The following is a 25,660-nucleotide window of genomic DNA, read 5'->3' on the forward strand; positions in this document are numbered from 1 at the left end:
CCTCATACCGCCCTTCTTCTGGTCAAAAAGATCAATACGGCAAGTGCCGTGATAATGAACGATATCCCTCCCATCAGGTATAGAGCGTTTACCATTTTGTCATAGTTTTCTATCGCGATCTTAAAGACGACCATCAGCGTTTCTATCGAAAGTGCTATCAGGATGGTGATAAGAAATTTTGTCAGCACTTTTATCTCGATCTTTGAATCTTTCGAATAACTTTTAAAGAAGACTTCCTGTTCGAGAATGGTCTTTGCCAGATCGAAGATGGCGAGTCCGAGTGTCGTTGCGATCACCGGCTTAAAAATAGCATCGATGTTCAGGCTTTCATGAAAGATGTTTTTTAGAAAGTCGAATCCGCCGTATATGATCGCAGCAGTCGAGAGGATCATCATGAAAAAACCTGCGATAAGATAAAATGCCTTGATAACCTTGCTAAAATATATATGCTTTTCGATCAGTCCGAGTCTCTCCAGTAGTTTCTCTAAGACAAAATCCATAAAGATTATCTTGTTTCCCTCTTTTTTCGATACGGTTACACAAAGAGTTCCCGTTGTAGCGCTTTGATAGGGAGCCGTAAAAGCGAAGTTGTTCTCTTTTATTTCGAGTTTGTTTATCAGATAGCTTCTGCTTTTATCTCTTTGGCTGTCGTCATTGTATTTACTGTAGATATTTGCCGATGTCTGGATCTTTGATACCGCATCTACCGTATACACCACCTCCAAGGAGGGAAAAGTGGCAAAAAGTTTTTGATAGTAGTTTTCAGCCTCGTTGCTGAGCTTAAGACTCTCTATACTTCCTTCAAGGATGCTTTCTATTTTCTCTTTGTTGTTGTTATATATTTCGATATATTCTTTCATTTTGAGCCTTTAACTATAATTGACGAACAAATTATAATTTAGTATGAAGAATATATATACAGTTTATTGATTATAAATTAAGCATTTTTGTCTATAAGGGAAAAACCGAGCTCGTTCATTTTTTTATCTATTGCTTCGAGAGCTTTGTCGATCGTCTTATAGCTTATATCGGGAAGTTTGTCTCCCCATATCTGTTCGGCTTCTTTAAAACCCTGTAGTATTCCCTCGCGTCCTGCTCTAAGAAGTTTTTCATCATTCCCTGCGCCGTTTAGCACAAAACCGGCTATTCTGTCCGCGGTTTGAGCGATACCGAAAAAACCGTCTTCGCTTACAAGTTTTTTTGCTTCCTCCTGCGATAGTGAAGCGATGTTCTTACCGTTATAGCCTATATCTTTTAAAAAATTCTGAAAATCCTCCTGATTGATATCCAAAGTACTCTTTTCGTTATTTGCTATTTTGGATTGGACATCTATGGAAACCGCACTGTAGCTCATCGAATTTTTTTGAAGCTTTGACTTTAAGTCGCTAAAACTGCTTTTTATCTCATCTTGTTTTTTGATCTTTATCTCTTCGTACTTTTTGTACAGATCCGCCTGCTTTATATTGGAGTTTATCTGCATTGTTGTCCTTTTTAGAATCACTAATATACAAAGTAAATCGGTAATAGAATCTTTTAGTAAAATTGATAGCTTTTTTTATTTAGCTCTCTCGAAGTACAAATGTACGACAATCACTTTTTAATAAAAAGGCCCTGCATATGGAGTATCTATCTATTTTTATAAATTCGCTTGTCGATCTGAGCAATGCTATGGCGCCATACATCCTTTTTGGACTTCTGTTTGCAGGAATATTGCATGAGAGCGTCCCTGAGACTTTGGTGACAAAGCATCTGGGAAAAGAGAGTATTGCTTCGGTCATCAAAGCTACGCTCTTTGGTGTGCCGCTTCCCGTATGTTCATGCGGCGTCATCCCGCTTGCAGCGAGCATCAAAAAGAGCGGGGCAAGCCGCGGGGCGACTCTTTCATTTTTGATATCGACGCCCATAACCGGAGTGGATTCCATTTTGGCGACTTACGGGATGTTTGGATGGGCGTTTACACTGTACAGAGTATTTACCTCGATGATAGTGGCCATGGCGGCGGGGATACTGAGCAATCTCTTTGACAAAGAAAAAGAGGTGGTAAAACCGAAGTTCTCGCTTTCTGTGAACAAACCCGCAGAGCAGAGCTGCTGCACGACCTCGGCATGCTGCAGTTCATCAGATAAAACAGCGAAATTCTCTATGAAAAAAGCTCTGAGATACGGCTTTGTGACACTGCTTGGCGATATAGCAAAGCCTTTGTTTTGGGGTCTTGTCATCGGCGCATTGATAAGCTCGCTTATCCCTCAAAACCTGAGTGATATCCTGAGCGAACACTCCTGGCTTTCATATGCGATAGTGATCGCCATCGCGGTGCCGATGTATGTCTGTGCCACCTCTTCGCTGCCCATCGCCGCGGCATTGATGCTCTCGGGTGTGAGTGCGGGAGCCGCGTTCGTATTTTTAAGTGCGGGGCCTGCAACAAACACGGTGACGATAGGCGTGGTTAAAAATATGCTGGACAAACGTTCGCTTTACATCTATCTGGCGAGTATCGTTCTTGGAAGTCTGGCCTTTGGGATTGGATTGGATCATCTCTTTAGCTCTTTTGAGATAAACCCGAAATCGCTTTTACATATGAACGAAGAAGCGGGGATGATATCCGTTTTGAGCAGTATTGTTATGTGGATGTTCATTCTTTATTTTATGACGAAGACCTATCTTAAAAGAGCAAAGGCCTGATGTGCGATTTCAATCTCTTCATCGGTAGGGATCACGTAAAGAGGGATACGGCTTTTCTCTTTTGAGATCAAAGCCGTCCGCGCTACTGTTTGGCTGTTTTTTTCATCGTCCAAAAGTATATCAAACGCTTCATCAAGCCCTTCGAGTATCATTTTTCTTATTTGTGGACTGTTTTCTCCGATGCCCCCGCTAAATACGATGGCATCGACACGCCCGAGAACGGCGACGTATGCACCGAGGTATTTTTTTACCCGTTTGCTCATGATCTCCAGCGCCAGTTTGGCATCATGGTCGTCTCTGTTTAATATCTCTCTGAGGTCGCTGCTGCCGCAAAGCCCCAGCAAACCGCTTTTTTGATTTACAAGATCGTCAAGCTCTTGTTCGCTAAATCCCAGTTTTAAAAGATACAAAAGTATGGCGGGATCGAAATCACCGCTTCTGGTTCCCATAACAAGTCCCTCAAGCGGTGTAAAACCCATGGAGGTGTCATAAGATTTTCCGTTTTTCACGGCGCTGGCGCTTGCACCGTTTCCAAGATGCAGCGAGATGAGGTTCGTCTCCTCTGTTTTTTTGTTCAGAAGCTTTGCACACTCTTTTAAAAGATAGCTGTGTGAAGTCCCGTGAAAACCGTAACGCCTGATACTGTATTTTGTATAGAGTTCCTGAGGCATGGCATACATATATGCCCAAGGCTCCATATCTTCATGAAAGGCCGTATCAAAAACGGCTATCTGCAAGACGTCAGGAGCCAGTTGTTTTGCAGTAAGGATACCGTCGAGATTTGCAGGATTGTGCAGAGGGGCAAGATGTGAGAGGGCGTCTATCTCTTTTATCACCGCATCGTCGATGATCGTGGCTGTTTTGAAAGAATCTCCTCCATGAACAACCCTGTGAGCGATAAAATCGATCTTTTCCATACCTTTTATAATCTTTTCGAGCTCTTTGTGGCGGTTGCCTTTTAATTCCTCTATGATCCCTTTGTCAAGGATATTTTCGGATTCCATGTCAAATATCTTATATTTTATGGAGGAGCTTCCGGAGTTTAAGATAAGCGCTTTCAACTGTTCTGCCCCGCTTGTATAGCGGTTATCGCTACCGTGTTCACGATATCCACGACGCTGCATCCTCGGCTGAGATCGTTTACGGGTTTGTTCAGTCCCTGCAGTACTGGGCCGATAGCGATGGCCCCGGTGGAACGCTGTACCGCTTTATAGGTATTATTGCCCGTATTGAGATCGGGGAAGATAAAGATGTTCGCTTGTCCTGCTACTTTTGAATCAGGAAGTTTTCTTTTGGCAACCTCTTTATCGATAGCTGCATCATATTGTATGGGACCCTCTACCAGCAAAGAGGGTTCTCTTTCTTTTACGAGTTTTGTAGCGAGCTTTACTTTGTCCACGTCTTCTCCGCTTCCCGAGCTTCCAGTCGAGTAGGAAAGCATCGCTATTTTTGGTTCTATGCCGAATTTTATCGCGCTTTTTGCCGTTGATACGGCGATTTGAGCAAGTTCTTCGGCTGTCGGGTTCTCGTTTATGGCACAGTCGGCGTATATCAGGACCTCTGTTTCCAGGCAGATGAAAAACAGGCTTGAGACTATCGAGATGCCGGGCTGTGTCTTTATGATCTGCAATGCTGGGCGTATGGTATCTGCAGTCGTATGGGCGGCTCCGCTGACCATAGCATCGGCATCGCCTAAGTGTACCATCATCGTAGCAAAATAGGTTTTGTCATGCATCGTATCAAACGCTCTGTCGATAGATATGCCTTTGGCTTTTCTCAGCTGATAAAAACTTTCTGCGTAACTTTGTAGTTTTCCGCTCATCTTCGGATCTATAATTTTTGCTTTGGATATGTCGATTCCAAGCTGCATAGAGCGCTGGTGTATCGTCTGCTCTTCGCCCAAGAGTATGATCTCTGCCAGATTAGAACGCAGGATTATTTCCGTCGCTCTTAATATCCTGTCGTCTTCGCTCTCAGGCAGAACTATACTTCTTTTATGGTTTTTTGCTATGAACGAGATCTTATATTCAAACATCATCGGGGTCATGATCTCAGAAGTCTTAAGCGCTATTCTTGATTCTATCGTCTTTGTATCTACATTGGCATTAAAGAGTCCAAGAGATAGGGCTATTTTTCTTTCATCACCTGCTTTTAGCTTCGCTTTTGTTGCGGTAATGTTTTGAACCGTAGTATATGTGTCCGTCTTTACGCTGAATATAGGGACGTTAAATCCGCCTATGCCCTTTATGAGCTTTAAGATGTTGGGATGTATCTGCATATCAAAAGGGATGATAACGCCTGCGATGTTGGCAAAACTTTTTGACTGCAATGCACAAAAGACTCCCACTATTATTTCCGATCTGTCGGCGGGAACGACGATGAGGTCGCCGTCTTGTATATGGTCTAAAAAGTTGTTCAGAGTAAGAGCCGCGACCTTTATCTGTCTTATCAATTTCGATCTGTCATGAAAATCCAGCATTATTGGTTTTGCCTGCAGATCGTCTATGATATCCCCCACGGTAGGCGTATCAAGCTCCTGTAATTCGGGAAGCAAAAAGATATTCTCTTTTGGGAGCTCTTTTACAAGCTGAGCGTAGACGGAACCCTCGATGCGGTTAATGAAGGTCGCAAAATGAAAACATTTTTGCGCCGCGATGTTTTTGGCGTTTATCTCTACGGATTCGATGATATCCGTTACTTCCATATCTTTGGCATTTATCACGTCTATGAACGAAGCTCCGAAATTTTGCGCAATCTTTATATTTATGTCAAAATCGAACGATTGTTTTAAAAAAGGTTTTTGTATGCCCTGACAGATGATGAGATCATACTTTTGCTCCAATTCTTTATATTTTTCGATAAGATTCTCAAGAAGCAGATCCGTTTTGTCTTTGGCTATCATCATCTCGATATGAGGAATGTCAAAACCGAAGCACTCTTCATATGCGGCGTCAAGGTTGTATCTGGACCTTATGAACTCTATATCGGCGTCGGGCTCGTTTGCATTCGAGATGATCGGCTTAAAAAAACCTATCTTTTGCACTTTGCGGCTTATTATATCCATCATCCCCATCGTGACAAGCAGACTGCCGGCATTTTTGCTGTTTGATGCGATATAGATACTTTTCATCGATCTTCTCCTTTTCACAGATTGAACAAGTTTTTATACTCGTCTATGTTATTTATGATCTCATCCGCCGGTAACGCTTTGGAATAATAAAAGCCCTGTAAAACATCTACGTTATTCTCTTTTAGGTATCGCGCATGTCTGTCTGTCTCGACTCCCTCTGCAGTTACGTCCATATTGAGCGCATGCGCCAAGGAAGTTATTGCGGTGACGATATGCTCATTGCTCTTTTTTTCAAATACGGGAATAATAAAAGATTTGTCTATCTTTATGGTATTTACGGGAAGCTGTGCAAGATACTCAAAGGATGAGTACCCTGTTCCAAAATCGTCCAGTGCGACTTTAACGCCCGCTTTGCAAAGCAGATCAAGCTCTTTTACGGTTAGAGCTATGTCGTTCATAAGTATGGATTCGGTCATCTCTACCTTTAAAAGATTCGGATTGACGCCGTAGTCGGCGGCATGCTTTAAGAAGGTCTCTGCAAAAGAGCTCTCTTTGAACTGCCGCGAAGAGATGTTGATCGATACGAATATCTCATGTGAACTGAGTTCGTTTACCCGTTTTGCGAATCGGCAGGCATTTTGCATCACGAATTCTCCGATTTTATGGATGTCTCCGGTCGCTTCTGCAACAGGGATGAACTTGTCAGGCGGTATAGATCCGTGTTTGGGATGGATAAGTCTTAAAAGCGCTTCAAAACCGTATAGCGTAGAGGTTGACGAATCTACAAGAGGTTGAAAATACAGCTCGAAATAATCATGTGCGATCGCATCTTTTATATGGGTCTCTACCTCTAAAAACTCTTTGACGCTGGTGTTCATAGCGGTATCAAAGAAACTGTATCTGTTTTTTCCCGCAAGTTTGGATTCATACATCGCTGTATCGGCAGATTTTATCAGTTCTGTTGCATTGTTTGCATCGTCTGGATATATCGATATCCCGATGGAGGAGGTTATAAAGAACTCATGATCTTCCACTTTAAAAGGAGAGGTAAGCGAATCTATGATCTGCTGCGCTTTTATGGTTATGTCTTCTTTGTTTTGCATCTGCATGAGTATGACGAACTCATCGCCGCCGAACCTTGTACATATTCCTTTTGTCCCGATGGTTCCGCTTAATCTGTGGCTGACCTTTACAAGGAGCTCGTCACCTATGTCATGTCCCATAGAATCGTTGATATATTTGAAGTTGTCGAGATCTAAAAACAGCACCGCAAAGTTCTGTTGGATGATCTGTGATCTTTTCAGCAGGGCGTTGATCTCGTTTTTTAAAAAAGATCTGTTTGGAAGAGATGTCAATACGTCATGATAGGCCATGAACTCCATGTTCTGCTGATCTTTTTTCTTTTGAGTGATATCATGCGTGACACCGATAAAGAAGTTTAAGGACGGATGATGCGTTATCGTGCTTGAAAGCCATCTGATGGACCCCTCTTTTTTTCGTATCCGAAATTCGATGCTGTCCGCTTTACTCGGCTTTATGCCATGGAAAAAATTCATGACGCTTTGTTTATCCTCTTCGTGGATCATGTTTATCCAAAGCGATACATCGTTTAAAAAGTCCTCTTTTTTTTCTCCAAAGATGTGTTCTATAGCATTGGAAACGTACTTGATTTCCATCGTTTTATCATCGATGTACCAGATGATCTCGTCTATGATGTTGATGATCTCGTCAAGCTGAAGCTGTTTTTCTACGATCTGTTTCTTATGATCGTCAAGCATGTCGGAGAGTTGTTTTGAGCGTTCTTCAAGCTCTCTTTTAGAGCTGCTTAGTTCATAGTTTATGCGTTCTATCCTGCTGACGTCTCTTATGTTGATGAAGATATACTCCTCATCGTCGATTTTTATCAGCTTCAGGTTTTTCGTCGTGGTCACGTGTTTTTTGTCTTTTGTTATGAAGATCGCGGACTGGTCTAGGCAGTGATGATTTTCATACAGTTCTACCAAACACTCCTGAACGATGGAATCGTCAATAAGATAGTTGATGATATTTTTATCTTGCATCTCGTCCGTTTCATAATTAAGAAGATTTGAAAACGATTCGTTGCAGAATTTTATGTTGCCAAGGGTATCGATGATAAGGATAGGGTCCGGCAGGCAGTTTAAAACATCGTTTACGTTCAGTTTTGAAAGAAATTCCATATATATTATCTTTTTTAAGTATCTTTTTGACGGGTGTATGATGAATAATGTTACTACAATATTGTTTTTGATATGCTTATATAAAAATAAATTATCAATGGATCGGTATATGGGATGTTTTTGCGGTTCGGACAAAAAGTTCGAAGAGTGCTGCGGGTTAATCATATCGGGCAAAAAAGGTGCGGCTACGGCCGAAGAGCTTATGTGTTCGCGCTACAGTGCGTACGTTAGGGCGGATGCGGAGTATTTGATAAAAAGTACGACAGAAGAGAACAGACATACCGAAGATATTCCTCTCATTTTGGAGTTTTGCAAAAATGTCGTCTGGCTGAAGCTCGAGATATTGCAGACAGAGCAAAAGGAGCAGAGCGGGGTGGTGGAGTTTAGGGCGTTTTATCTTGAAAATGATGAAATAGTCGTACTCCATGAAAGAAGTGATTTTGTAAAAAACGAAGGAGTCTGGGAGTATGACAAAGGCAGATTCATCAACTCAAAAATAGAGCGAAACGACCCCTGTCCATGCGGTTCTGGAAAAAAATACAAGAAGTGCAAAGAGCACTTAACAAGCCATTAAACTACACTTGGATATAATCGCAAAATATTAACCGCAGAAAATAGCGGTACAAGAGAGAAGATAATGTTAAAAACAGTAAATCTGACAAAGAGATTTGGCAACAGAATTTTATTTGAGAACATAAACATCAAGCTGGACCGTCATAAAAGATACGGTCTTATCGGTGCTAACGGTGCCGGAAAAACGACTTTTTTAAACATATTGAGCGGTCAGAACAAAGAGTACGAAGGTGAGGTCATCATCGGTTCGGGACTCAAAGTAGGGACATTGGGGCAAAACCAATTTGCGTATGAAAACTATACGATCATGGACGCCGTTCTTTACGGGAACAAGCGTCTGTACGATGCGGTAAAAGAGAAAGAGGAACTTTACACGACGGGTGATTTTGAAGACGATGCGGTAAACGACCGTCTTGCAGAATTAGAGATGATCTGTGTCGAAGAGGATCCTACGTACGAATATGAGATAAACATAGCCAAGATACTTGAAAACGTAGGGATCTCTGCCGAACATCATCATGATCTGATGTCAAGCCTTAAAAGCTCCGACAAGTTCAAGGTCCTGCTTGCTCAGGTGCTCTTTCCAAAACCTGACATCCTGTTCTTGGATGAGCCTACCAACAACCTTGATATTGAAACGATCAGCTGGCTGGAAGACGAACTGCAGCGTCATGAGGGGACTCTTGTTGTTATCTCTCACGACAGACACTTCTTAAATGCCGTCGTAACACACATCCTGGATGTCGATTATCAAAAGATAAGAGAGTTTACGGGTAATTATGACGACTGGTATATAGCAGCCAACGTTATTGCTAAACAGATGGAAGCCGATAACGCGAAAAAACTCAAAGAAAAAGAGGATCTTGAGGCATTTGTGCGCCGTTTCAGCGCGAACGCTTCTAAAGCAAAACAAGCAACATCACGTCAAAAACAGCTTGAAAAACTTAACATCGAAGAGATAAAACCCTCTTCACGCCGTGATCCGAGCATCGTGTTCAAACCAAAACGCCAGATGGGCGACGAAGCGCTTCTTGTCGAGAACGTTTCACACTCCTACGGGGATCTGCAGGTGTTAAAAGACATGACCTTTAGAGTCGAGCCGGGCGAAAAGATCGCGCTTATCGGCGGCAACGGTGTGGGAAAAACCACTTTATGTAAAATCATCATGGAAGAGCTCAAGCCGACGAGCGGCGAAGTCCACTGGGGTGCGACCATAGAGCAGAGTTATTTTCCGCAGGATACGACCGATCAGATCAAAGGAACGGGAACTCTTTACGAGTGGCTCAGAGGATTCGATCCTAAACGCGATATCTCCGAGATAAGAAACTGTCTTGGGCGTATGCTTTTCTCCGGAGAACAACAGGAAAAATCCGTTGAAAAGATTTCTGGAGGGGAAAAGCACAGAATGATGCTCTCAAAGATGATGCTTGAGCAGGGGAACTTCCTGATTCTCGATGAGCCGAGCAACCACCTTGACCTTGAGGCGATCGTAGCCCTCGGCGAAGGACTTTACAACTTTGACGGAAATGTTATCTGTATCTCTCATGACCGTGAGCTTTTAGATGCCTTTGCCAATCGCATCATCGAGATCTTCCCTGGTGGAAAATATATAGACTTCAAAGGTACTTACGAAGAGTATGCAGAAGCAAAACATAACGGAACTCTCGAGTACGCTAACTAGAAATATTTCAGATATCTCCGTAAAACTTTTTGCGGAGGATAGATAAAGGAACTCTTTGAATAAAGATTATAAAAATTTTCTCGGACTGGGCATAGCGGGAAACTTCGCACTTCATCTCAAACAAGCCGGAGAGCTTGAGGATTTTAAAGATGTCATCACCGTGGATGAAGCCGCTCCAAAGGGAGTCTTTCCTTTTTATATCCCAGGCGGTTCTACGTTCTTAGGAACATATCCTATCTCAAACGATACTATAAAACTTCCTTCTGAAGAGGTGAATGTACAAGCTGAACCCGAAGTCGCTCTTATATGCAGACTGACATACAAAGATGACAGGATCGATACGATAACGCCGACTCACTTTGGTGCTTACAACGACACCTCTCTCCGAAAGAACGCACCCAAGATCAGTCTGAAAAAGAACTGGGGAGCGCAAAGCAAAGGGATAAGCTCTCAGCTTATAGAGATAGACAGCTTCAGCGAAGGCGGAATCATGGACAACTACCGTATCTGCAGCTTTTTACGCCGCGGGGGCAATGTCTTTAGATACGGCGAAGATGTCGAACTCACAGGATACAGTTATTTTTACGAAAAACTTCTTGAGTGGATAAAAAATCAGATAAATACCCAAGAAAATTTTGGACCGCTTGAACCTGTTTTGGAGTATATTAAAGAAGCTGCATATCCGCAAGAATTGGTAATAAGCATCGGCGCGACCCGTTACACGGAGTACGGGGAGACGACATTTCTGCAAAGCGGCGATGAGGTCATCGTAGTGCTTTACGACAATAGGATCCATTGTAAAAATCCCGTATTTTCAAAAGTAGTTGCAGGCAGTTACGAGCATGAAGGGATGAGCATTCTGGCTCAAAAGGTCATAGATTGAGCAGAGGAAAAAAGCTGGATCTTTTTATAGGTGCGGAGATAGATGAGGGCTGGAGCGAAGTAACAGAGCGCCGAAGCACGGTCGCAAAAGAGATACTTGCTCCTGAAAAGCATTTTTTGGTGTTGACAAAAGAGAAGCGCAGAGGCAAAATCGTGACGCTTGTCGGGGAATTTTGTCTTGAAGACAGTGCTGCTAACGATGTAGTGAAAACTTTAAAAAAGAAGCTCGCATGCGGCGGAACATATAAAGAGGGCTGGATGGAGTTTCAAGGCGAAGTGCAGGAGAGATTGAAATCAAATCTGCAGGAACTGGGATTTCGATTTAAGAAGTAAAACCTTCTAACCTTTTTTGCAGTCTCTCATAAAACAGCTCAAAGCTCGCAAGATCGAGCTTCGCTTCACGCTGTTTCTCTCCCCACATGGGATTTGGAAAATAACTGTCATTTTTGTATCTAGCCATTACATGTATGTGTACACGCGGAAGCATATTTGCAAATGAAGCCATATTGATCTTGTCGGGGGAGAAGTAGTTTATCATTTCGACCTCTACGATATCGTAAAGCTCGAAAAGTCTGAGTCTTTTTTCACGGGGCAGATCGCTTAATTCTTTGTATTCGATCTGTGTAAAGATCTTAAGCCACGGGATTTCGCTTTCTTCGGTTTCGATAAAAAAGTCGGTATCCTCGTAGATCTTCATTTTTAAGCTCTTGGCTCGCGGGAACGGTTTCTATCTTTGCCCGGACGTCTTTCGCCGCTGCGGTTTCTGTCATTTGAACGACCTCTGTCTCCGCCGAAACGGTTTCCTTTAAATCCTCCGCGGCGGTTTCCTCCGCGGTTTTTGTTAGAGCCTTTGTCCGTACGGTTTATACGCGCAAGGATACCCTCGAGTCTCTCAGCAGGGATACCGATATTGTTAGGCCCCTGGATGGATTGTTTTTCTAAAAGCATAGAGATCATCTTAAAGAGCATCGTCTCTTCATCGATATCCTGTTTGAGCTGATCGAGTATTATGTGTGCTTCGTCATAGATGTTCTGCTCTTCGATAGAAGCGACAAGCGTAGCGATACTCGATGTTTTCATATCGCTTTTGCTCGGAACGTAAGCGTGCTCCATAGTCGTACCCACTTTTGCTTTGATGCGCTGAAGCTCTTTGAACTCTAAAGGAGTTAAGAGGGTAATGGCTTTTCCGACCCTGCCTGCGCGCCCTGTTCTGCCGATACGGTGAACATAGCTTTCAGGATCGAATGGGATATGATAGTTGAATACGTGAGAGATATCATTTACGTGGATACCGCGTGCTGCAACGTCTGTTGCGACCAGAACCTGAACATTTCCTGCTTTTACGGCTTTGATGACTGTTTCGCGCTGACGCTGTTCCATATCTCCATGAAGGCCGTTAGCCATGAATCCTGCGGCTGAAAGTACGTTTGCAAGACGGTCGACTTCGCGTTTTGTACGGCAAAACACGATAGCTTTGTCCATCTCTTCGGCTTCCATCAAACGGATGATCGCAGCATCACGTTCGCTCTCTTCGATAACGTAATACTCCTGCTTGATATCCTTGTTTGTCGTTTCGCCTTTTGTGATAGACACAAACGCCGGGTTTTGTAAGATGCGTTCGGCAAGAACTTTGATAGGTGCTGGCATGGTCGCTGAAAAAAGAAGTGTCTGGCGGTCTGTCGGAAGATAGGAAAATATCTCGTTGATATCATCCAAAAATCCCATGTCAAGCATCTCGTCGGCTTCGTCCAGTATGACGATCTTAGGAGCGAAATTATCAAGCATGTCGCGTTTTAAAAGATCAAGCAGACGACCCGGCGTCGCAACAACGACTCCGGCTCCGCGTTTGATAAGGTCAAGTTGGCGGTTGTACGAGCTGCCGCCGTAAATAGTTACGGTGTTTACTCCAAGGTTGCGCCCGTATTTGAAAAGTTCGTCGCTTACCTGAGTAGCAAGCTCGCGGGTCGGAGTGATAACAAGTACCTCTACGCCGGACTTCATACGCATAGCATTAAGGGCCGGCAGACCGAATGCTGCGGTTTTACCTGTACCTGTATGTGCTTGTCCGACTATGTCGCGTCCCTGCATAACCAAAGGGATGGCTTCGGCTTGAATAGGACTCGGTACTTTGAATCCGGCATAATCGATGGCTCTGAGCAGGTCTTTTTTGAAGCCGAAGTCTTCAAACGTCATTTGTTTTCCTTCAGTCGCCTGAATCTGTGTTTCGTTTTGCATATAATTCCATTGCTTAAGGACACGGCTCAACTCTACGTATAGAGTTGAGAGGTGCCCTATTAAATTTACCGCCGTATTTTTGCGGAACGGAATTATATCTAAATAATCTTATAAATAGGGCTTGAAAAATTTATAAGTTTATAATTAAGAAACAAAGCCTATAATATGTGTAAAAAATAATCGGAGATTCCTATGAAAAACGTGTGTATAGCGGCTTTAAATCCGATACTGTTTTTCATAAAACGATACAGAAGATGAAGATACTTACAAAATACACTTATGAAAAAAGCTGGCGCCAGACAAAAGAACAAGATCTTCTGCGGATCATAAAAGAGGAGATCGGAGAAGAGGGTGCCGAAGGAACACTTGCTTATGTAAAGGATGTCTGCAAAAAAGGCAGAAGCATAACCGTGGGTTCTTGCAGTTTTAAGGGTGAGGAACCTTCAGCTTAGAGTTCAGGCTCCATCCTATGAGTGCCATAAGAACTATGACCGCGACAGCAGGGATGAGTCCGTAAACATTAGACAGATAGACCAGCCACAAAAGGATCGCGCCAAGAGGGGTCGGTACGCCTGTGAAAAATTTCGATACCTCTCCCGCATCCGAGTTTATGTTAAACTGTATCAGACGGCGAAGACCCGAGATGACGTAGTAGATGCTTATAACGGCAGCTGCTGCAAGAGCTCCGCCGTTCAAACTTGAATATACCGCCTGAAATATCAAAAACACGGGAACAAGCACAAAAGATAAAAAATCCGCAAAGCTGTCAAGCTGGATACCGAACTCGTTTGAGAGTTTGAACTTCCTGGCGATCTTGCCGTCGAATATATCAAATGCACCGCCGATCCAGGCAAGTATGACGGCTGTAAAAAAGTTGTTTTGGGTAATGAAGTATGTCGCCATAAGACCGGCCGTGATATTGACCATCGTAAAAAGATTTGCCAGATTGAAGTGAGAAGTGGATTGCCATAAAAATTTCATTCATCGCCTTATCGGATTGGTGTTTATGTTCTTTATGGCTGGAATTATAGCATCAGTAGGCAAAAAACACTCTATGCGTATCAACCGAGCTCTAAAAGAACTCTAATTGATGCCAAGAAGCAGGACTGTTTTATAGGCTATAAATGCAAGGGAGTATGCTACGCCCGTTGTCAGCAAAAACAGATAAAACGCATATTTTATGCCGCCGGCTTCACGGGTAAATACGGTCGTAGCGGCAAAACATGGAAGATAGGTCATAATGATTATGATAAAAGCGACGGCCGAAGCGAACGAGATATTTTGATGTAGTCTTTTTTGAAGACCTTGATTGTTTTCGTCCGCATCGCCTCCGACGGAATATAAGACTCCAAGGGTCGAGACGACGACCTCTTTTGCCGCAAGACCGGTCTGAAGCGCCACAGCCATCTTCCAATCCATCCCGATCGGTATGAACGCAGGTTCGATAAATTTCCCGATACGTCCTAAAAAGCTTTGTTCAAGCAGTTTTTCGCCTAGCGAATTCTGCAGCGCTTTTTTCTCCTGTTGGCTTTGTGAGCGTTCTATCTTGGCTTGAAAACTTTCACTCAACTTTGTATCGTGAGGATAATTGCTTAAAAACCATACCAGCATAGAAGCCGCGGCAATAAAAGTTCCCGCTTTTTTGATATACATATAGGTCTTTGTCTTGACTGTATGCCAGATGAGAGAAAAGGAGGGAAGACGATATTTTGGCATCTCCATGACAAAGGGTTCGTCTTTTCCTTTAAACGCGGTCATCTTTAGAACTTTTGCTGCTATGAGGCCTATGACGGCTCCGCTTATGTAGATGGCAAAAAGCACGTTCCCCGCCGCATTTTGCGAAAAGAACGCCCCGGAAAAAAGAACGTAGACGGGAAGACGTGCTCCGCAGCTCATAAAGCCTATGATGAAAAGCGTAAGGAGCCTGTCTCTGTCGTTTTTAAGGATCCTTGCGCTCATATATGCGGGGATGGAACACCCAAAGCCCGTTACAAGCGGTATGAAAGACTGCCCGTGGAGTCCGAATTTATGAAAAAACCCGTCAAGCAGGAATGCCACTCTGCTCATATATCCGGTCGATTCCAAAAGAGCGATGCCTATGAAAAGTATCACGATGTTTGGCACGAACATAATGACGGCTCCCACCCCGCTGATGAGACCGTCGACTACCAAGGAGCGCACTTCATCATTTGGTATGGTCGTTCCGACCGTACTTCCAAGCCATGTGAAAAAGCTGTCTATCCAATCCATCGGAATGGAACCAAGCTCAAACGTAAGTTGAAACAGCCCCCACATGAAAAACAAAAATATCGGTATTCCAAAGACGGGATGGATCAGGACTCTGTCGATCCTATCCGTCGTACTTATCTCCTGAATAGCTACGTGATCCTGCTTTACGACCTCGGTGATGATCCCCTTGTTAAAAGCCATATACTCTTCGGCGAAGATATCTTGCATATCCTCCGTGCCGTGATGCAGGGCTACGTGTTTGTTTGCTTCATGCAAAATGGGCTGAAGTTCTATCCAGATCGGATCGTCATGCATCTTTTTATATGTCTTTTCCCTGTTTTGCAAAAGGTTGATGGCGATGCTTCTAAAGGAGTTGTAAGATTTGAAATGGTGCTTGTTCAGGCACTCTATGATATTTTCGATCTCCTCTTCTATCGGTTCGCTAAATACCAGCTTTGCCTCGTTCAGCTCATTCTCATAGGTTTGTATTATTTTGTCTAAAAGAGTCTTTATGCCCTCTTTTGTCACGGCGGAAACCTTGATGGCGCTTATTCCGAGCAATTCGCTAAGCAGGTCGGCATCTATTTCGATACCCTCTTTTTTCGCTTCGTCGCTCATATTTAAAGCGATGAGCAGTTTTCTGTTCAGATTTAAAAGTTCGCTGGTAAGCTGCAGATTTCTCTCCATATTGGTCGAATCCACAACGTTTACGATTATATCGTAAGGTTCATCGCATAAAAAATTTATGGTAACTTTTTCTTCTATGGAATAATCGCTCAGCATATAGGTACCGGGAAGATCGACTATATTTATCTCATAACCCTTGTATTTTAGGAGTACTTCCGTTTTTTCGACCGTTACTCCCGTGAAGTTTCCTACATGCAGATGGGCGTTGGATATAGAGTTTATAAGCATACTTTTGCCCACATTGGGCTGACCGACCAGTGCGATCTTTATCTTTTTCATTTCGTTTTTACCTCAATAGCTTTTGCTTCCTCTTTGCGAAGGGCGATATTCATCTTTCCGACTTTTATTTCGACGGTGCTTTTTGTCGGTGAATAGCCTAAAAAACTTATAGTAGCACCTTTGATGACGCCAAAAGAGATAAGCCTCTGTTTTAAAACGCCCTGTGTGTTAAGTTTTACAACCTCTAATATATCGTTTCTGTTACACTCTAAAAGATTCATCTAATGCCTTAAAAATTGTATGCTGCCATTATCTGCAATCTGTTAAAATTGGTCGCTGCGTCGCCTGGGATCTCTTTGTTCTCTTCTACGGCATATACCGCAGAGACTCTGAAGTTTTCGTTCATGTCATACTCAAAACCGACATTTTGTTCGACAATGTGCGCTTTTTGGTTTAAACTGTCTTTATCGCCTTTAAAATCTCCGTAGGCATAAAAGAGGTTCAAACTTTTATATACGTAGCTCGCTCCGCCGACAACCGCATCTGCATCTCTGTCGACGGCTATGTTGTCGAGTATCATCGTATCCATACTCGTAAAAAGCGTTCCTCCGCCGAATCCGGAAAAGCTCTGTTTTCCTTTTGGCACTACTGCTTTGTTGTAGGCTATGTTCACCCCGAACCCGTAGAATTGAGCTTCTGCCGAAGCTCCGTAGATATCAGCTTCGTTTGCGCTGCCGTTCAGCTCTTTTTCTATCAGTGCCTGAGCGCTTGCCGTGAGAGTGGTATTCTCGTTTATTTTGCGGTTCAGCGAGCTGTCTATGTAGTAGGCGTCAACGCTTTTTGTTATCTTGTAATACCATGCGGAACTTTCGAAGTTATCGTTTGAAAAAGAGACCGATGCCATCCATGTGCCGTTTTCTCCCGTTTTCTGCCAGCCGTCGTCCAGACCTGCGTCGTACCCCTGCCATTTTTGTATATTTGCGGCTAAAAACGTAAAGCTGCCCATGTTCAGAGTGGCTACGTAAGCTTCAAAAGTATTTGGGATCATCCTTATGTCGTCGCTGTCGGCAAGAGGAGTGTCGAGCAGCTGACGTCCGCCGCGAAAGTTAAATCCCTCTTTTTTATAGTTGATATAAGCTTCCGTCACGTCTGTATAATGGCCTTTTGATGAGGAAAGTTCGTTGTTTTGTTTTGCACCGTCGCCTGTTGCGAAGTCCAGGTCGTTTGCAGTGTAGAATGCTACGGCTCCGTTGAAACCGTTGAGCTGGGCAAGCTCATATTTCAGCTGACCGCCCAGAGAGGTTGCGTAGGTGTCCGTATCGTTTTTGAAATCGTATCCTGCGTACATCGCTCTTATCTGACCGGTTACTTTACCGTTTTTGAACATATTTTTAAATTTTTCGGCAGTCGAAATATTTTTTTCTTCCGGCTCTCCTATATTATTGATGACGTCTCTTACGGATTCGGCACGTTCGTTTTTTTGATTATCCACTTCGATATCGTGAGCCAACAGTGCGGAAGATGTTATTAAAAACGCCATTGTTACTATTTTTATTTTCATGTTTTTTCCTAGTTAGAAACATTTTATTTAGTAATGATAATAATTATCAACTTAAATAATGCTGAATAATGATAATAATTATCAAAAAAATAATTGTTTCGATTATTATCTAAATATTAATACAAATTGGTTAAAGTATCATTATGAATAAAATACTTATGATAGAAGATGATCTGGAATTAGCGGAGATACTAACGGAGTATCTTGAGCAGTTTGATTTTAAAGTGATTACAGAAGATGATCCGTTTAAAGCTGTAAGCATCTTAAAACTTGAACCTTTTGATCTGGTGATATTGGACTTGACGTTACCGGGAATGGACGGTTTGGAGGTCTGCGAGGCCATACGTGAACGTCAGGATATACCTATTATCATCTCTTCGGCGCGCAGCGACGTTACCGATAAGGTGAGCGCTTTGGAACTCGGAGCCGATGATTATATGCCAAAACCCTATGATCCTCGAGAACTGGAGGCCCGTATACATTCCGTACTCCGTAGATACGAGACCAAGATTCTGCAAAAAGATGAAATGAAAAGCGACTTTAAATGTGACGCATCATCCATGCAGATCAGCTACAAAGGACGTGCTTTGGATCTTACAAACGCCGAATACGGAATACTCTCGTATATGATCCAAAAACAGGGCAATGTCGTTTCACGAGAAGACCTTATCCATAACGTAAACGCCATAAACGAAGATTCGTCGAACAAAAGTATCGATGTTATGGTCGGGCGTATAAGAAACAAACTCGGTGACAAATCACTTATCGAATCTGTTCGCGGCGTAGGGTATAAACTTATTAAATGAAGCGCCACGCAGTATTACTAACCGTTCTGTTCGCATTGAGCGTGACGCTTATCAGCGTCAGCTACATCTTTTGGGAGTTTTTTCAGTTAAACTACAAAAGATATGTGAACAATATCTTCAATAAACACTCGATCATTACACAGCTTTTTCATGAGTACCAGCAAAACAGAAGTTCTCTTGCTATCTTTGAAGCCAATCTTGCTATTTATAATATGTCTACTATCTCGGAAAAATCGAGTAAGGAGATATTGAAAAAAGGAAAGATACTAAAAGAGGACGGAGAAAAGCAGATTGACAGTACGATCTTTTTCAGCAAAGATATGATCTACAGACAAAATGTCACCTCGCATATGAGAACCACCATGCTGCAGTATAAGCGTTCGATCTATTTTTATATAAACTCCGATACGGGGACCATTATGATCATAGACAACTCGTTAAAACCCTATAAACCCTGGAGCCTGATCTCGGCATATGTGAGTATCATATCCATTATCATCATCTCCTTCATGCTGATCCTACAGCGGCTGCGGCCGCTTATCAGGCTTTTTCAGCGTATCGCTTTGTTCGGCGAGGGTAACTTGAACGTTTCGTTCAAAGTAAAAGGAAGCGATGAGATAGCCGTTATCGCAAACGAACTGGAGACTGCAAGGATAAAGATAAACTCTATTTTAGAAGCGAGAACTCTGTTTTTGCGAAACATCATGCATGAGCTGAAGACGCCGATCGCAAAAGGTACGATAGCGACTCAGATGCTGGATTCGCAAAAACAGCGCGACAGGTTCACCTCTATCTTCGGGCGTTTAGAGACGATCGTAAACGATTTTGCGATGATAGAGGAGGTCACTTCTCTTACCTGCAAACAGGAATTTTCGGAATACAGGCTGGTGGACATCATCGACGGAGCCATCGATATGTCGATGGTTGACGGCGTACATGTGAGCGTTGATGTAAGCGCATCGGTGAAGATGAACGCCAATTACAGGCTTTACACGACGGCGATAAAGAACATGATAGACAATGCGATGAAATACTCTCCCGATAAACATATCAACATCGTGATGAAAGAGGAAGAACTTTGTTTTGAGAGCAACGGCGAGAAGCTCAAACATCCGTTAAGCTTTTATATAGAGCCTTTTAGTAAAGAATCGCCCTCAAAAAACAGCTTCGGACTCGGTCTTTATCTGGTGGATTCCATCTTAAAAGCGCACAAGCAGGTATTAGCATACGAATATGAAGAGGGCGTGAACAGATTCATCTTTGCAAAAGATGTCTGATCATTTTCCTTTTAGTTTCTCTTTTAAGATCACTTTGCCCATCTCGACGCCGGGCTGATCGTAAGCGTTTATGTCGAGCATCTTGGCTACCAGTGCGGTCAGAAGTTCGTAGTAATAGATAAGCTCTCCCATAGATTCTTCGTTTATTTGAGATATCTCTATGACGTCAAGAGGGATATGCTCAAACGATGCCAAAGATTCTATGATGGAATCAGCCTGCATGTTGATGAGTTCGGAGAACTTCAGTCCGTTTAAAATATCCAAGGACTCCAGATGTTTTAAAGAGTTGTTCGGCACTTTCATCGAGGTGTCGAAGTTATTTATCTTGATGACGGTGACGCTTTTGTCGCGTTTGCCGTCGACGATGAGCTGCAAAAACGAATGCTGATCCGTCGGTCCTATAAGCCCAACGGGGGTGAGTCCTACGTGAAGCTGCGAATGCATCTGCTTTTTCCCAAGGCTTTCGCCCCAGAGCTGGACATACCAGGCGTTAAACTCGCGGAACACCTCCGAGTAGCTGAAAAGACAGTTTATGTTGTAGGTATTTGAGGTCTGGGCGTAGTAGGTCGCTTTTTTTAAGAGCGAAGTGTCATATCCGTCTTGATTGAAAAACGAGTTATATATCTTTTTCGCTCCTGCAAGAAGCGCTTTTATATCCACTCCGATGATGCAAAGCGGTACAAGACCAACTGCACTCAGCACCGAGAAACGGCCGCCCACGTTATGAGGGATATGAAAGACCTTTATGTCGTTGTCTTGTGCAAATTTTTCAAGCAGAGAGTCTTCGTCTGTTATGACGGTACAGTTGTTCTTGTCTATCTCTACGATGGAAGCGATATATTTAAATACGGAGATGGTTTCCACCGTCGTTCCCGATTTGCTGATAACACAGAAAAATGCGTTTTTCAGATCGATCTTGTCAAGTTCGTCGCCTATGACGATGGGGTCTGTGGTTTCCAGTACGTGAAGCGTTTTTGCATAGTTGTTTGTGTATTTTAAAAATTTATAGATAGCGGATGTTCCAAGTGCGCTTCCGCCGATGCCTATGACGACTATATCTTTGGCATTTACCGTTTTTGCGAACTCTTCATAAGGTGTCACATCCGAGTGGCATAACTCGTAAAATCCTATCTCTTTTCTTTCCTCACTGATGAAATCAAGGATCTTTTTGTTCGGTTTCGTATCAAAATAAAACTTATTTTTCATAATTTCTACTTTTAAGTGGATGATTTCTTGACATAATAACATAAATGATTGTAAAATGGCGTATCTAAAGTGTAATATAAAACTTCAAAATCTACACAAATCTTTCAGTTTATAAAATCCAAACTATACAAGGTGAAGCAATTAATGGCTGAGCAAACAACAACCACAAGCACGAACAAAAAAACTACGAAGAGCCGTACTCATACTCCCGTTCAAGGGCATAAGATCGAGGATTTGAGAACCAAGACGACCGCAGAACTCGTTATCATTGCAAACGAGCTGGCGGTAGAGAATCCAAATGAGCTCAAGCGTCAGGATATCATATTTGAGATACTAAAAGCACAGGTCGCTCAAGGCGGATTTATCCTCTTTACGGGAATACTCGAAGTAATGCCCGACGGTTACGGATTTTTACGTACGATAGACAAAGATTTTGGAGACAGCGTACACGACGCTTACGTATCAAGTACACAGATCAAACGTTTTGCCCTTCGTAACGGGGACAGCGTCACGGGACAGGTGCGTCCTCCAAAAGATCAGGAGCGTTACTACGCACTTCTTAAAATAGAAGCGATCAACTACCTTCCGCCTGAAGAGAGCAAAAAACGTCCTCTTTTTGAAAATCTTACCCCGCTATATGCAACCGATCAGATAAAGTTAGAGTATCAGGCAAACAAGCTCACAGGGCGTATGATGGACCTTTTCGCGCCTATCGGCCGCGGTCAGCGCGGTCTTGTAGTCGCTCCTCCAAGAACCGGTAAAACGGAACTTTTAAAAGAGATAGCAAACGGTATTACGCATAACCATGCCGATATGGATTTGATGGTACTTCTAGTCGATGAGAGACCAGAAGAGGTAACGGATATGGAGAGAAGCGTAAAAGGAGAGGTTTACAGCTCGACTTTCGATATGCCTGCAAAAAACCATGTAAAAGTCGCAGAGATGGTGATAGAGCGTGCAAAACGCCGCGTCGAGCTTGGACGCGACGTCGTTATCCTGCTTGACTCTATTACCCGTCTTGCCCGTGCATACAACACCGTTACGCCTTCAAGCGGCAAAGTGCTCTCAGGCGGGGTCGATGCAAACGCTCTGCATAAACCAAAACGTTTCTTCGGTGCCGCACGTAACATAGAAAACGGCGGAAGCCTTACCATCATAGCGACCGCGCTAATCGAAACGGGTTCGAAGATGGATGAAGTGATCTTCGAGGAGTTCAAAGGTACGGGTAACTCCGAGCTTGTGTTAAGCCGCAAGATCTCCGACAGACGTATTTACCCTGCTATCGACATCCTTAAATCCGGAACCCGTAAAGAGGAGCTTCTTATCGCTCCTGAAATACTTCAAAAGGTGTTTATCCTCCGTTCTATGCTTCATAAGCAGGACGATGAGGTCGAAGCGCTCAAATTCCTATATACCACGATGCAGAAAAACAAAACGAATGCAGAGTTTTTAGAAAGTATGAACAATCAATAACCGAGGAGTTCTTTGATGAAAGTAGGTGTTTTTGACAGTGGTATCGGAGGATTGACGGTTGTTAAATCACTTCTTAAGCACCGGTTTTTCGAAGAGATCATCTATTTTGGCGACACTGCCAGAGTCCCTTACGGTATCAAAGACAAAAATACTATTATCCGTTATGCCATCGAGGCTGTAGAGTTTTTCAAAAACTTCGAACTGGATCTTATTATCGTCGCATGTAACACCGTGAGCGCGTATGCGCTTGAGGAGATGAGAGAAAATTCTTCCTGCCCCGTTATCGGCGTTATCGAATCGGGAGCCCTTGCCGCGCAGAATGCCATCACTTCTAAAGAATCCAATATTCTCATCATCGGTACGAAGGCGACGATAAATTCGAGATCTTATGAAGAGAAGCTTCACGCTCTGGGGTATACGAACCTGCAGGCAAAAGCTACAGGTCTTTTCGTTCCGCTCGTGGAGGAGGAGATATACGAGGGAGAGATAATACAATCTGCTTTTCATCACTATTTTAACGCCATTGAGGCTCCGAGTGCCGTCATCCTCGGATGCACTCACTTTCCTCTTATCGCAAATGCTTTGCAAGACTATTTCGGCAAAAAGTGCCTGCTTATTCATTCGGGAGACGCCATAGCGCAGCAGCTAGAAAAAGAGTTCGATTTTACAAAAAGATACGCATCTCCCGAGTTGAAGTTTTTTGCTTCGGAGAACCCTGATGCCTTGCGAAATATTGCGAAAAAATGGCTGGATTTATGATCAAAGACAATAAAAAATTCGATACTGCAGTAAAAAATCTCGCTTACGATGAAGAGAACAAACATCTCGGAGTATTGACGCAAGACGGAGATTTCAGGATATTCAATGATGACCTTTCAACGATGGTCTGGGGACTTCGCACACGTATCGTCCAAGAGCATCTCCTAAGACAAACGGAGTTTATTTCGGATGATTTGAAATATATCGTCTTGGCAAAACCAAAGACGAACGAAGCGTCTGTTCTTGACGTAAAAAAGAAAAAGATACTCTATACCATATCTAAAAACAGCGGAGAGATCGAGACGCTCTTTATAAACAACACCAACAAATACCTTTTATCAGGCGGTGTTGACGGCAGAACATATATATTTAACCTTCAGACCGGACATTTTCTCTATAATCTTCCTTCACACGCAGATTATGTAACGGCCATTACCGTGACAAACACTGCTCAGCTTGTCGCTACGGGGAGCTTTGACGGTACTATCTATCTTACGAACCTCAATACGTTGAAAAATCCAGTGAAACTGACGGGACATAGAGGGTATATCAGCGGAATAGAGTTTTTAAACAATGGAAAACTGGTATCTGCGGACAAAAACGGAAATATCATTATCTTTGATTTTGTTCAAAGAAAAATAAAGAAAAGACTTCAAAAAGTACCCGACGACATCACTAAAATAAAAGTCGACGCAAACAGAGAGTTTCTTTTTGTCGGCACAAAGCTCGGAAAGGTCTTGGTATATGATCTTACAAAAGAGAAGCTTTTTGCGAATAATTTCCGAAAGTTCAACGCATCTATCAGCAAAATAGCTTTGACAAAAGACGGATATCTGTATGTGGGACTGCAAAACGGAGAGATACATAAAGAGAAGCTTATAGATGAAGAGAAGTACGAAACCTTTTATGAAAAAAACGACTATTTAGCTATTTACGATGAGCTGGAGAGATCGCCTTTTGTCATCTATACACAGGCGTACAAAAAAGCGGAACGTACGTGGGAAGAGGCTTTGTTCTCTGCTAAAGAGCTCCTTTCGCAGCAAAAAACGCAAGAAGCGAAAAAGATGCTTGAGCCTTTTAACGATGTACCGAAAAAAAGAACCGTTATCAAGACCATCATAAAAGAGTTCGCGGAGTTCGAGAAGTTTAAAAGCTATGTCGAAGGCAATAAATATTCACTGGCATATCAGATGACGCTTATGAATACCTCTTTTTTGGATACGAAAGAGTATAAAAAAATGGAAGGCGACTGGAGCAAAAAGTTTAACAAAGCCCAGGATATTATCCTTGATCCACGTTCGGACGAGATAGTCAAAGAGCTGCTCAAAGATTTTCGCGGCATCCCCTCAAAAACCAAACAGATCCAGCAGCTTTTTAAAGACAAAATTGCTTATAACATGCTCAAAAAAAGGCTGGATGCGAAAAACTACAAAGAGATATTCGGACTGATAAAACAGTATCCTTTTTTAAAAGAATCTCAAGAATATGAGATGCTTATAAAATATGCCGACAACTGCTACATCAATCTCATGAAAGCGTTTTCGAAATCGGACTTTTCAAAAGTAAAAGAGTATTTGGAAATACTGGATGGTTTTGAGGACTATGACGAGGAGCTAAAAAGCATCCAAAAAGAGATAACGGCGCTGATACAGCTGACACAGGCATGTAAAAGCAACGACAGAGTTAAGATGTATGAAATACTAGACAGTCTCAGCCATACCGTTAACCTTGAATGCGTGCAAAAGATCAAACAAGAGTGGCAGGAGATTATGAATGAAGCGGATACGCTCACTTACGGCGGCGATGTCAAAAAACTGATCGAACTCTTCAAAGATTTTTTTATTATAAAATCAAAAAGTATGATCATTAAAAAATATATTTTTTCCGCATATGTCCAGGAACTTGAGCAGATGATGAAAGATGCGGGACCGCAAAACGAAAAGATCAAAGCGCTTGTAAAAGACAAGATAGTAAAAGTAAACGACATGTTCGGTTCTATCGAAGAGATACGATCCCTTTTATATAGCTATAACGGTTTTTACGGGGATACTTTCGAAATTACCGACGAAAAGCCCGAACAGGATATATCCAAGAAGGAATATATCGATTTTTTTGGATAAAA

Annotated in this window: 23 protein-coding genes; 11 read left to right on the forward strand and 12 right to left on the reverse strand. The window is 42.8% G+C overall.

Annotated features, from left to right (window positions below; all coding sequences use genetic code 11):
- Positions 1-2: 2 nt before the first annotated feature.
- Positions 3-860, reverse strand: coding sequence for a PDC sensor domain-containing protein (locus WCY03_RS02875; protein ID WP_345993487.1), 858 nt, complete (start codon positions 858-860; stop codon positions 3-5).
- A gap of 77 nt (positions 861-937) precedes the next feature.
- Positions 938-1,480 carry a hypothetical protein gene (locus WCY03_RS02880; RefSeq protein WP_345993488.1) on the reverse strand — a complete coding sequence of 181 codons (543 nt, stop codon included), beginning with the start codon at positions 1,478-1,480 and terminating at the stop codon, positions 938-940.
- A gap of 137 nt (positions 1,481-1,617) precedes the next feature.
- Between WCY03_RS02880 and WCY03_RS02885 the strand changes: the two genes are divergently transcribed.
- Positions 1,618-2,682: an SO_0444 family Cu/Zn efflux transporter gene (locus WCY03_RS02885; protein WP_345993489.1), complete on the forward strand. Its 1,065-nt coding sequence runs from the start codon at positions 1,618-1,620 to the stop codon at positions 2,680-2,682.
- On the opposite strand, the gene WCY03_RS02890 is transcribed toward WCY03_RS02885, so the two are convergent.
- The 3 genes from WCY03_RS02890 to WCY03_RS02900 are packed head-to-tail and all read right to left on the reverse strand — an operon-like array spanning position 2,658 to position 7,950.
- Positions 2,658-3,806, reverse strand: a complete 1,149-nt coding sequence (locus WCY03_RS02890) for an acetate kinase (RefSeq protein WP_345993490.1) — start codon at positions 3,804-3,806, stop codon at positions 2,658-2,660. The two genes, WCY03_RS02885 and WCY03_RS02890, sit on opposite strands and share 25 nt — an antisense overlap.
- Positions 3,740-5,812, reverse strand: a complete 2,073-nt coding sequence (gene pta, locus WCY03_RS02895) for a phosphate acetyltransferase (protein ID WP_345993491.1) — start codon at positions 5,810-5,812, stop codon at positions 3,740-3,742. Before pta ends, WCY03_RS02890 begins: the two co-directional genes overlap by 67 nt.
- 14 nt (positions 5,813-5,826) lie before the next feature.
- Positions 5,827-7,950 carry an EAL domain-containing protein gene (locus WCY03_RS02900; protein ID WP_345993492.1) on the reverse strand — a complete coding sequence of 708 codons (2,124 nt, stop codon included), beginning with the start codon at positions 7,948-7,950 and terminating at the stop codon, positions 5,827-5,829.
- 109 nt (positions 7,951-8,059) lie between these two features.
- Between WCY03_RS02900 and WCY03_RS02905 the strand changes: the two genes are divergently transcribed.
- The 4 genes from WCY03_RS02905 (at position 8,060) to WCY03_RS02920 (ending at position 11,419) form a co-directional block, all read left to right on the forward strand.
- Positions 8,060-8,524 (forward strand): YchJ family metal-binding protein, encoded by a 465-nt coding sequence (locus WCY03_RS02905; protein ID WP_345993493.1) that lies wholly within the window; start codon positions 8,060-8,062, stop codon positions 8,522-8,524.
- 63 nt (positions 8,525-8,587) lie between these two features.
- Positions 8,588-10,204, forward strand: a complete 1,617-nt coding sequence (locus WCY03_RS02910) for an ATP-binding cassette domain-containing protein (protein WP_345993494.1) — start codon at positions 8,588-8,590, stop codon at positions 10,202-10,204.
- A gap of 55 nt (positions 10,205-10,259) precedes the next feature.
- A complete protein-coding gene (locus WCY03_RS02915; RefSeq protein ID WP_345993495.1) occupies positions 10,260-11,087 on the forward strand; it encodes a DUF5718 family protein in 828 nt (275 codons plus the stop codon).
- Positions 11,084-11,419, forward strand: coding sequence for a translation initiation factor (locus WCY03_RS02920; RefSeq protein ID WP_345993496.1), 336 nt, complete (start codon positions 11,084-11,086; stop codon positions 11,417-11,419). Before WCY03_RS02915 ends, WCY03_RS02920 begins: the two co-directional genes overlap by 4 nt.
- On the opposite strand, the gene WCY03_RS02925 is transcribed toward WCY03_RS02920, so the two are convergent.
- Positions 11,409-11,783 carry an HIT family protein gene (locus WCY03_RS02925; RefSeq protein WP_345993497.1) on the reverse strand — a complete coding sequence of 125 codons (375 nt, stop codon included), beginning with the start codon at positions 11,781-11,783 and terminating at the stop codon, positions 11,409-11,411. The genes WCY03_RS02920 and WCY03_RS02925 overlap by 11 nt on opposite strands.
- A gap of 2 nt (positions 11,784-11,785) precedes the next feature.
- On the reverse strand, positions 11,786-13,321 hold the full coding sequence (locus tag WCY03_RS02930) for a DEAD/DEAH box helicase (RefSeq protein WP_345993498.1): 1,536 nt from the start codon (positions 13,319-13,321) through the stop codon (positions 11,786-11,788).
- A 254-nt stretch (positions 13,322-13,575) separates the two neighbouring features.
- Here WCY03_RS02930 and WCY03_RS02935 point away from each other — a divergent pair, with 254 nt between their 5' ends.
- Complete coding sequence (locus WCY03_RS02935; RefSeq protein WP_345993499.1) at positions 13,576-13,773, forward strand: hypothetical protein; 198 nt, start codon at positions 13,576-13,578, stop codon at positions 13,771-13,773.
- Here the strand turns inward: WCY03_RS02935 and WCY03_RS02940 are convergent.
- From WCY03_RS02940 to WCY03_RS02955, 4 genes are all read right to left on the reverse strand, one after another.
- A complete protein-coding gene (locus WCY03_RS02940) occupies positions 13,748-14,302 on the reverse strand; it encodes a CDP-alcohol phosphatidyltransferase family protein (RefSeq protein WP_345993500.1) in 555 nt (184 codons plus the stop codon). The two genes, WCY03_RS02935 and WCY03_RS02940, sit on opposite strands and share 26 nt — an antisense overlap.
- Before the next feature lie 102 nt (positions 14,303-14,404).
- Complete coding sequence (feoB, locus tag WCY03_RS02945; protein ID WP_345993501.1) at positions 14,405-16,516, reverse strand: ferrous iron transport protein B; 2,112 nt, start codon at positions 16,514-16,516, stop codon at positions 14,405-14,407.
- Complete coding sequence (locus tag WCY03_RS02950) at positions 16,513-16,737, reverse strand: FeoA family protein (protein WP_345993502.1); 225 nt, start codon at positions 16,735-16,737, stop codon at positions 16,513-16,515. Before WCY03_RS02950 ends, feoB begins: the two co-directional genes overlap by 4 nt.
- Before the next feature lie 8 nt (positions 16,738-16,745).
- Positions 16,746-18,017, reverse strand: a complete 1,272-nt coding sequence (locus WCY03_RS02955; protein WP_345993503.1) for a hypothetical protein — start codon at positions 18,015-18,017, stop codon at positions 16,746-16,748.
- A 143-nt stretch (positions 18,018-18,160) separates the two neighbouring features.
- Between WCY03_RS02955 and WCY03_RS02960 the strand changes: the two genes are divergently transcribed.
- Together WCY03_RS02960 and WCY03_RS02965 are read left to right on the forward strand one after the other, a co-directional pair.
- Positions 18,161-18,823: a response regulator transcription factor gene (locus WCY03_RS02960; protein ID WP_345993504.1), complete on the forward strand. Its 663-nt coding sequence runs from the start codon at positions 18,161-18,163 to the stop codon at positions 18,821-18,823.
- Positions 18,820-20,100: an ArsS family sensor histidine kinase gene (locus WCY03_RS02965; protein WP_345993505.1), complete on the forward strand. Its 1,281-nt coding sequence runs from the start codon at positions 18,820-18,822 to the stop codon at positions 20,098-20,100. The genes WCY03_RS02960 and WCY03_RS02965 overlap by 4 nt, the downstream gene beginning before the upstream one ends.
- Here WCY03_RS02965 and WCY03_RS02970 read toward each other — a convergent pair whose 3' ends face one another.
- Complete coding sequence (locus WCY03_RS02970) at positions 20,101-21,306, reverse strand: glucose-6-phosphate isomerase (protein WP_345993506.1); 1,206 nt, start codon at positions 21,304-21,306, stop codon at positions 20,101-20,103. It abuts the gene before it with no gap.
- Positions 21,307-21,450: 144 nt separating this feature from the next.
- Between WCY03_RS02970 and rho the strand changes: the two genes are divergently transcribed.
- The 3 genes from rho to WCY03_RS02985 are packed head-to-tail and all read left to right on the forward strand — an operon-like array spanning position 21,451 to position 25,658.
- Positions 21,451-22,779 (forward strand): transcription termination factor Rho, encoded by a 1,329-nt coding sequence (gene rho / locus WCY03_RS02975; RefSeq protein ID WP_345993507.1) that lies wholly within the window; start codon positions 21,451-21,453, stop codon positions 22,777-22,779.
- Between the two features lie 15 nt (positions 22,780-22,794).
- On the forward strand, positions 22,795-23,538 hold the full coding sequence (gene murI / locus WCY03_RS02980; protein ID WP_345993508.1) for a glutamate racemase: 744 nt from the start codon (positions 22,795-22,797) through the stop codon (positions 23,536-23,538).
- The gene (locus tag WCY03_RS02985) at positions 23,535-25,658 is read left to right on the forward strand and encodes a hypothetical protein (RefSeq protein ID WP_345993509.1); all 2,124 of its coding nucleotides are present in this window, start codon (positions 23,535-23,537) and stop codon (positions 25,656-25,658) included. Before murI ends, WCY03_RS02985 begins: the two co-directional genes overlap by 4 nt.
- Positions 25,659-25,660: the final 2 nt, after the last annotated feature.

The sequence above is a fragment of the Sulfurimonas sp. HSL-1716 genome (assembly GCF_039645975.1).
Classification (GTDB): domain Bacteria; phylum Campylobacterota; class Campylobacteria; order Campylobacterales; family Sulfurimonadaceae; genus Hydrocurvibacter; species Hydrocurvibacter sulfurireducens.

Bases quoted from the DNA above. Each gene is read 5' to 3' on its own strand.
- WCY03_RS02985 (WP_345993509.1), top strand. From the start codon at position 23,535: ATGATCAAAGACAATAAAAAATTCGATACTGCAGTAAAAAATCTCGCT.
- WCY03_RS02910 (WP_345993494.1), top strand. From the start codon at position 8,588: ATGTTAAAAACAGTAAATCTGACAAAGAGATTTGGCAACAGAATTTTA.
- WCY03_RS02875 (WP_345993487.1), bottom strand. From the start codon at position 860: ATGAAAGAATATATCGAAATATATAACAACAACAAAGAGAAAATAGAA.
- WCY03_RS02890 (WP_345993490.1), bottom strand. From the start codon at position 3,806: ATGCAGCGTCGTGGATATCGTGAACACGGTAGCGATAACCGCTATACA.
- rho (WP_345993507.1), top strand. From the start codon at position 21,451: ATGGCTGAGCAAACAACAACCACAAGCACGAACAAAAAAACTACGAAG.
- WCY03_RS02960 (WP_345993504.1), top strand. From the start codon at position 18,161: ATGAATAAAATACTTATGATAGAAGATGATCTGGAATTAGCGGAGATA.
- WCY03_RS02900 (WP_345993492.1), bottom strand. From the start codon at position 7,950: ATGGAATTTCTTTCAAAACTGAACGTAAACGATGTTTTAAACTGCCTG.
- WCY03_RS02940 (WP_345993500.1), bottom strand. From the start codon at position 14,302: ATGAAATTTTTATGGCAATCCACTTCTCACTTCAATCTGGCAAATCTT.
- WCY03_RS02970 (WP_345993506.1), bottom strand. From the start codon at position 21,306: ATGAAAAATAAGTTTTATTTTGATACGAAACCGAACAAAAAGATCCTT.
- feoB (WP_345993501.1), bottom strand. From the start codon at position 16,516: ATGAAAAAGATAAAGATCGCACTGGTCGGTCAGCCCAATGTGGGCAAA.
- WCY03_RS02880 (WP_345993488.1), bottom strand. From the start codon at position 1,480: ATGCAGATAAACTCCAATATAAAGCAGGCGGATCTGTACAAAAAGTAC.
- pta (WP_345993491.1), bottom strand. From the start codon at position 5,812: ATGAAAAGTATCTATATCGCATCAAACAGCAAAAATGCCGGCAGTCTG.
- WCY03_RS02965 (WP_345993505.1), top strand. From the start codon at position 18,820: ATGAAGCGCCACGCAGTATTACTAACCGTTCTGTTCGCATTGAGCGTG.
- WCY03_RS02955 (WP_345993503.1), bottom strand. From the start codon at position 18,017: ATGAAAATAAAAATAGTAACAATGGCGTTTTTAATAACATCTTCCGCA.
- WCY03_RS02905 (WP_345993493.1), top strand. From the start codon at position 8,060: ATGGGATGTTTTTGCGGTTCGGACAAAAAGTTCGAAGAGTGCTGCGGG.
- WCY03_RS02935 (WP_345993499.1), top strand. From the start codon at position 13,576: ATGAAGATACTTACAAAATACACTTATGAAAAAAGCTGGCGCCAGACA.
- WCY03_RS02925 (WP_345993497.1), bottom strand. From the start codon at position 11,783: ATGAAGATCTACGAGGATACCGACTTTTTTATCGAAACCGAAGAAAGC.
- WCY03_RS02950 (WP_345993502.1), bottom strand. From the start codon at position 16,737: ATGAATCTTTTAGAGTGTAACAGAAACGATATATTAGAGGTTGTAAAA.
- WCY03_RS02930 (WP_345993498.1), bottom strand. From the start codon at position 13,321: ATGCAAAACGAAACACAGATTCAGGCGACTGAAGGAAAACAAATGACG.
- WCY03_RS02885 (WP_345993489.1), top strand. From the start codon at position 1,618: ATGGAGTATCTATCTATTTTTATAAATTCGCTTGTCGATCTGAGCAAT.
- murI (WP_345993508.1), top strand. From the start codon at position 22,795: ATGAAAGTAGGTGTTTTTGACAGTGGTATCGGAGGATTGACGGTTGTT.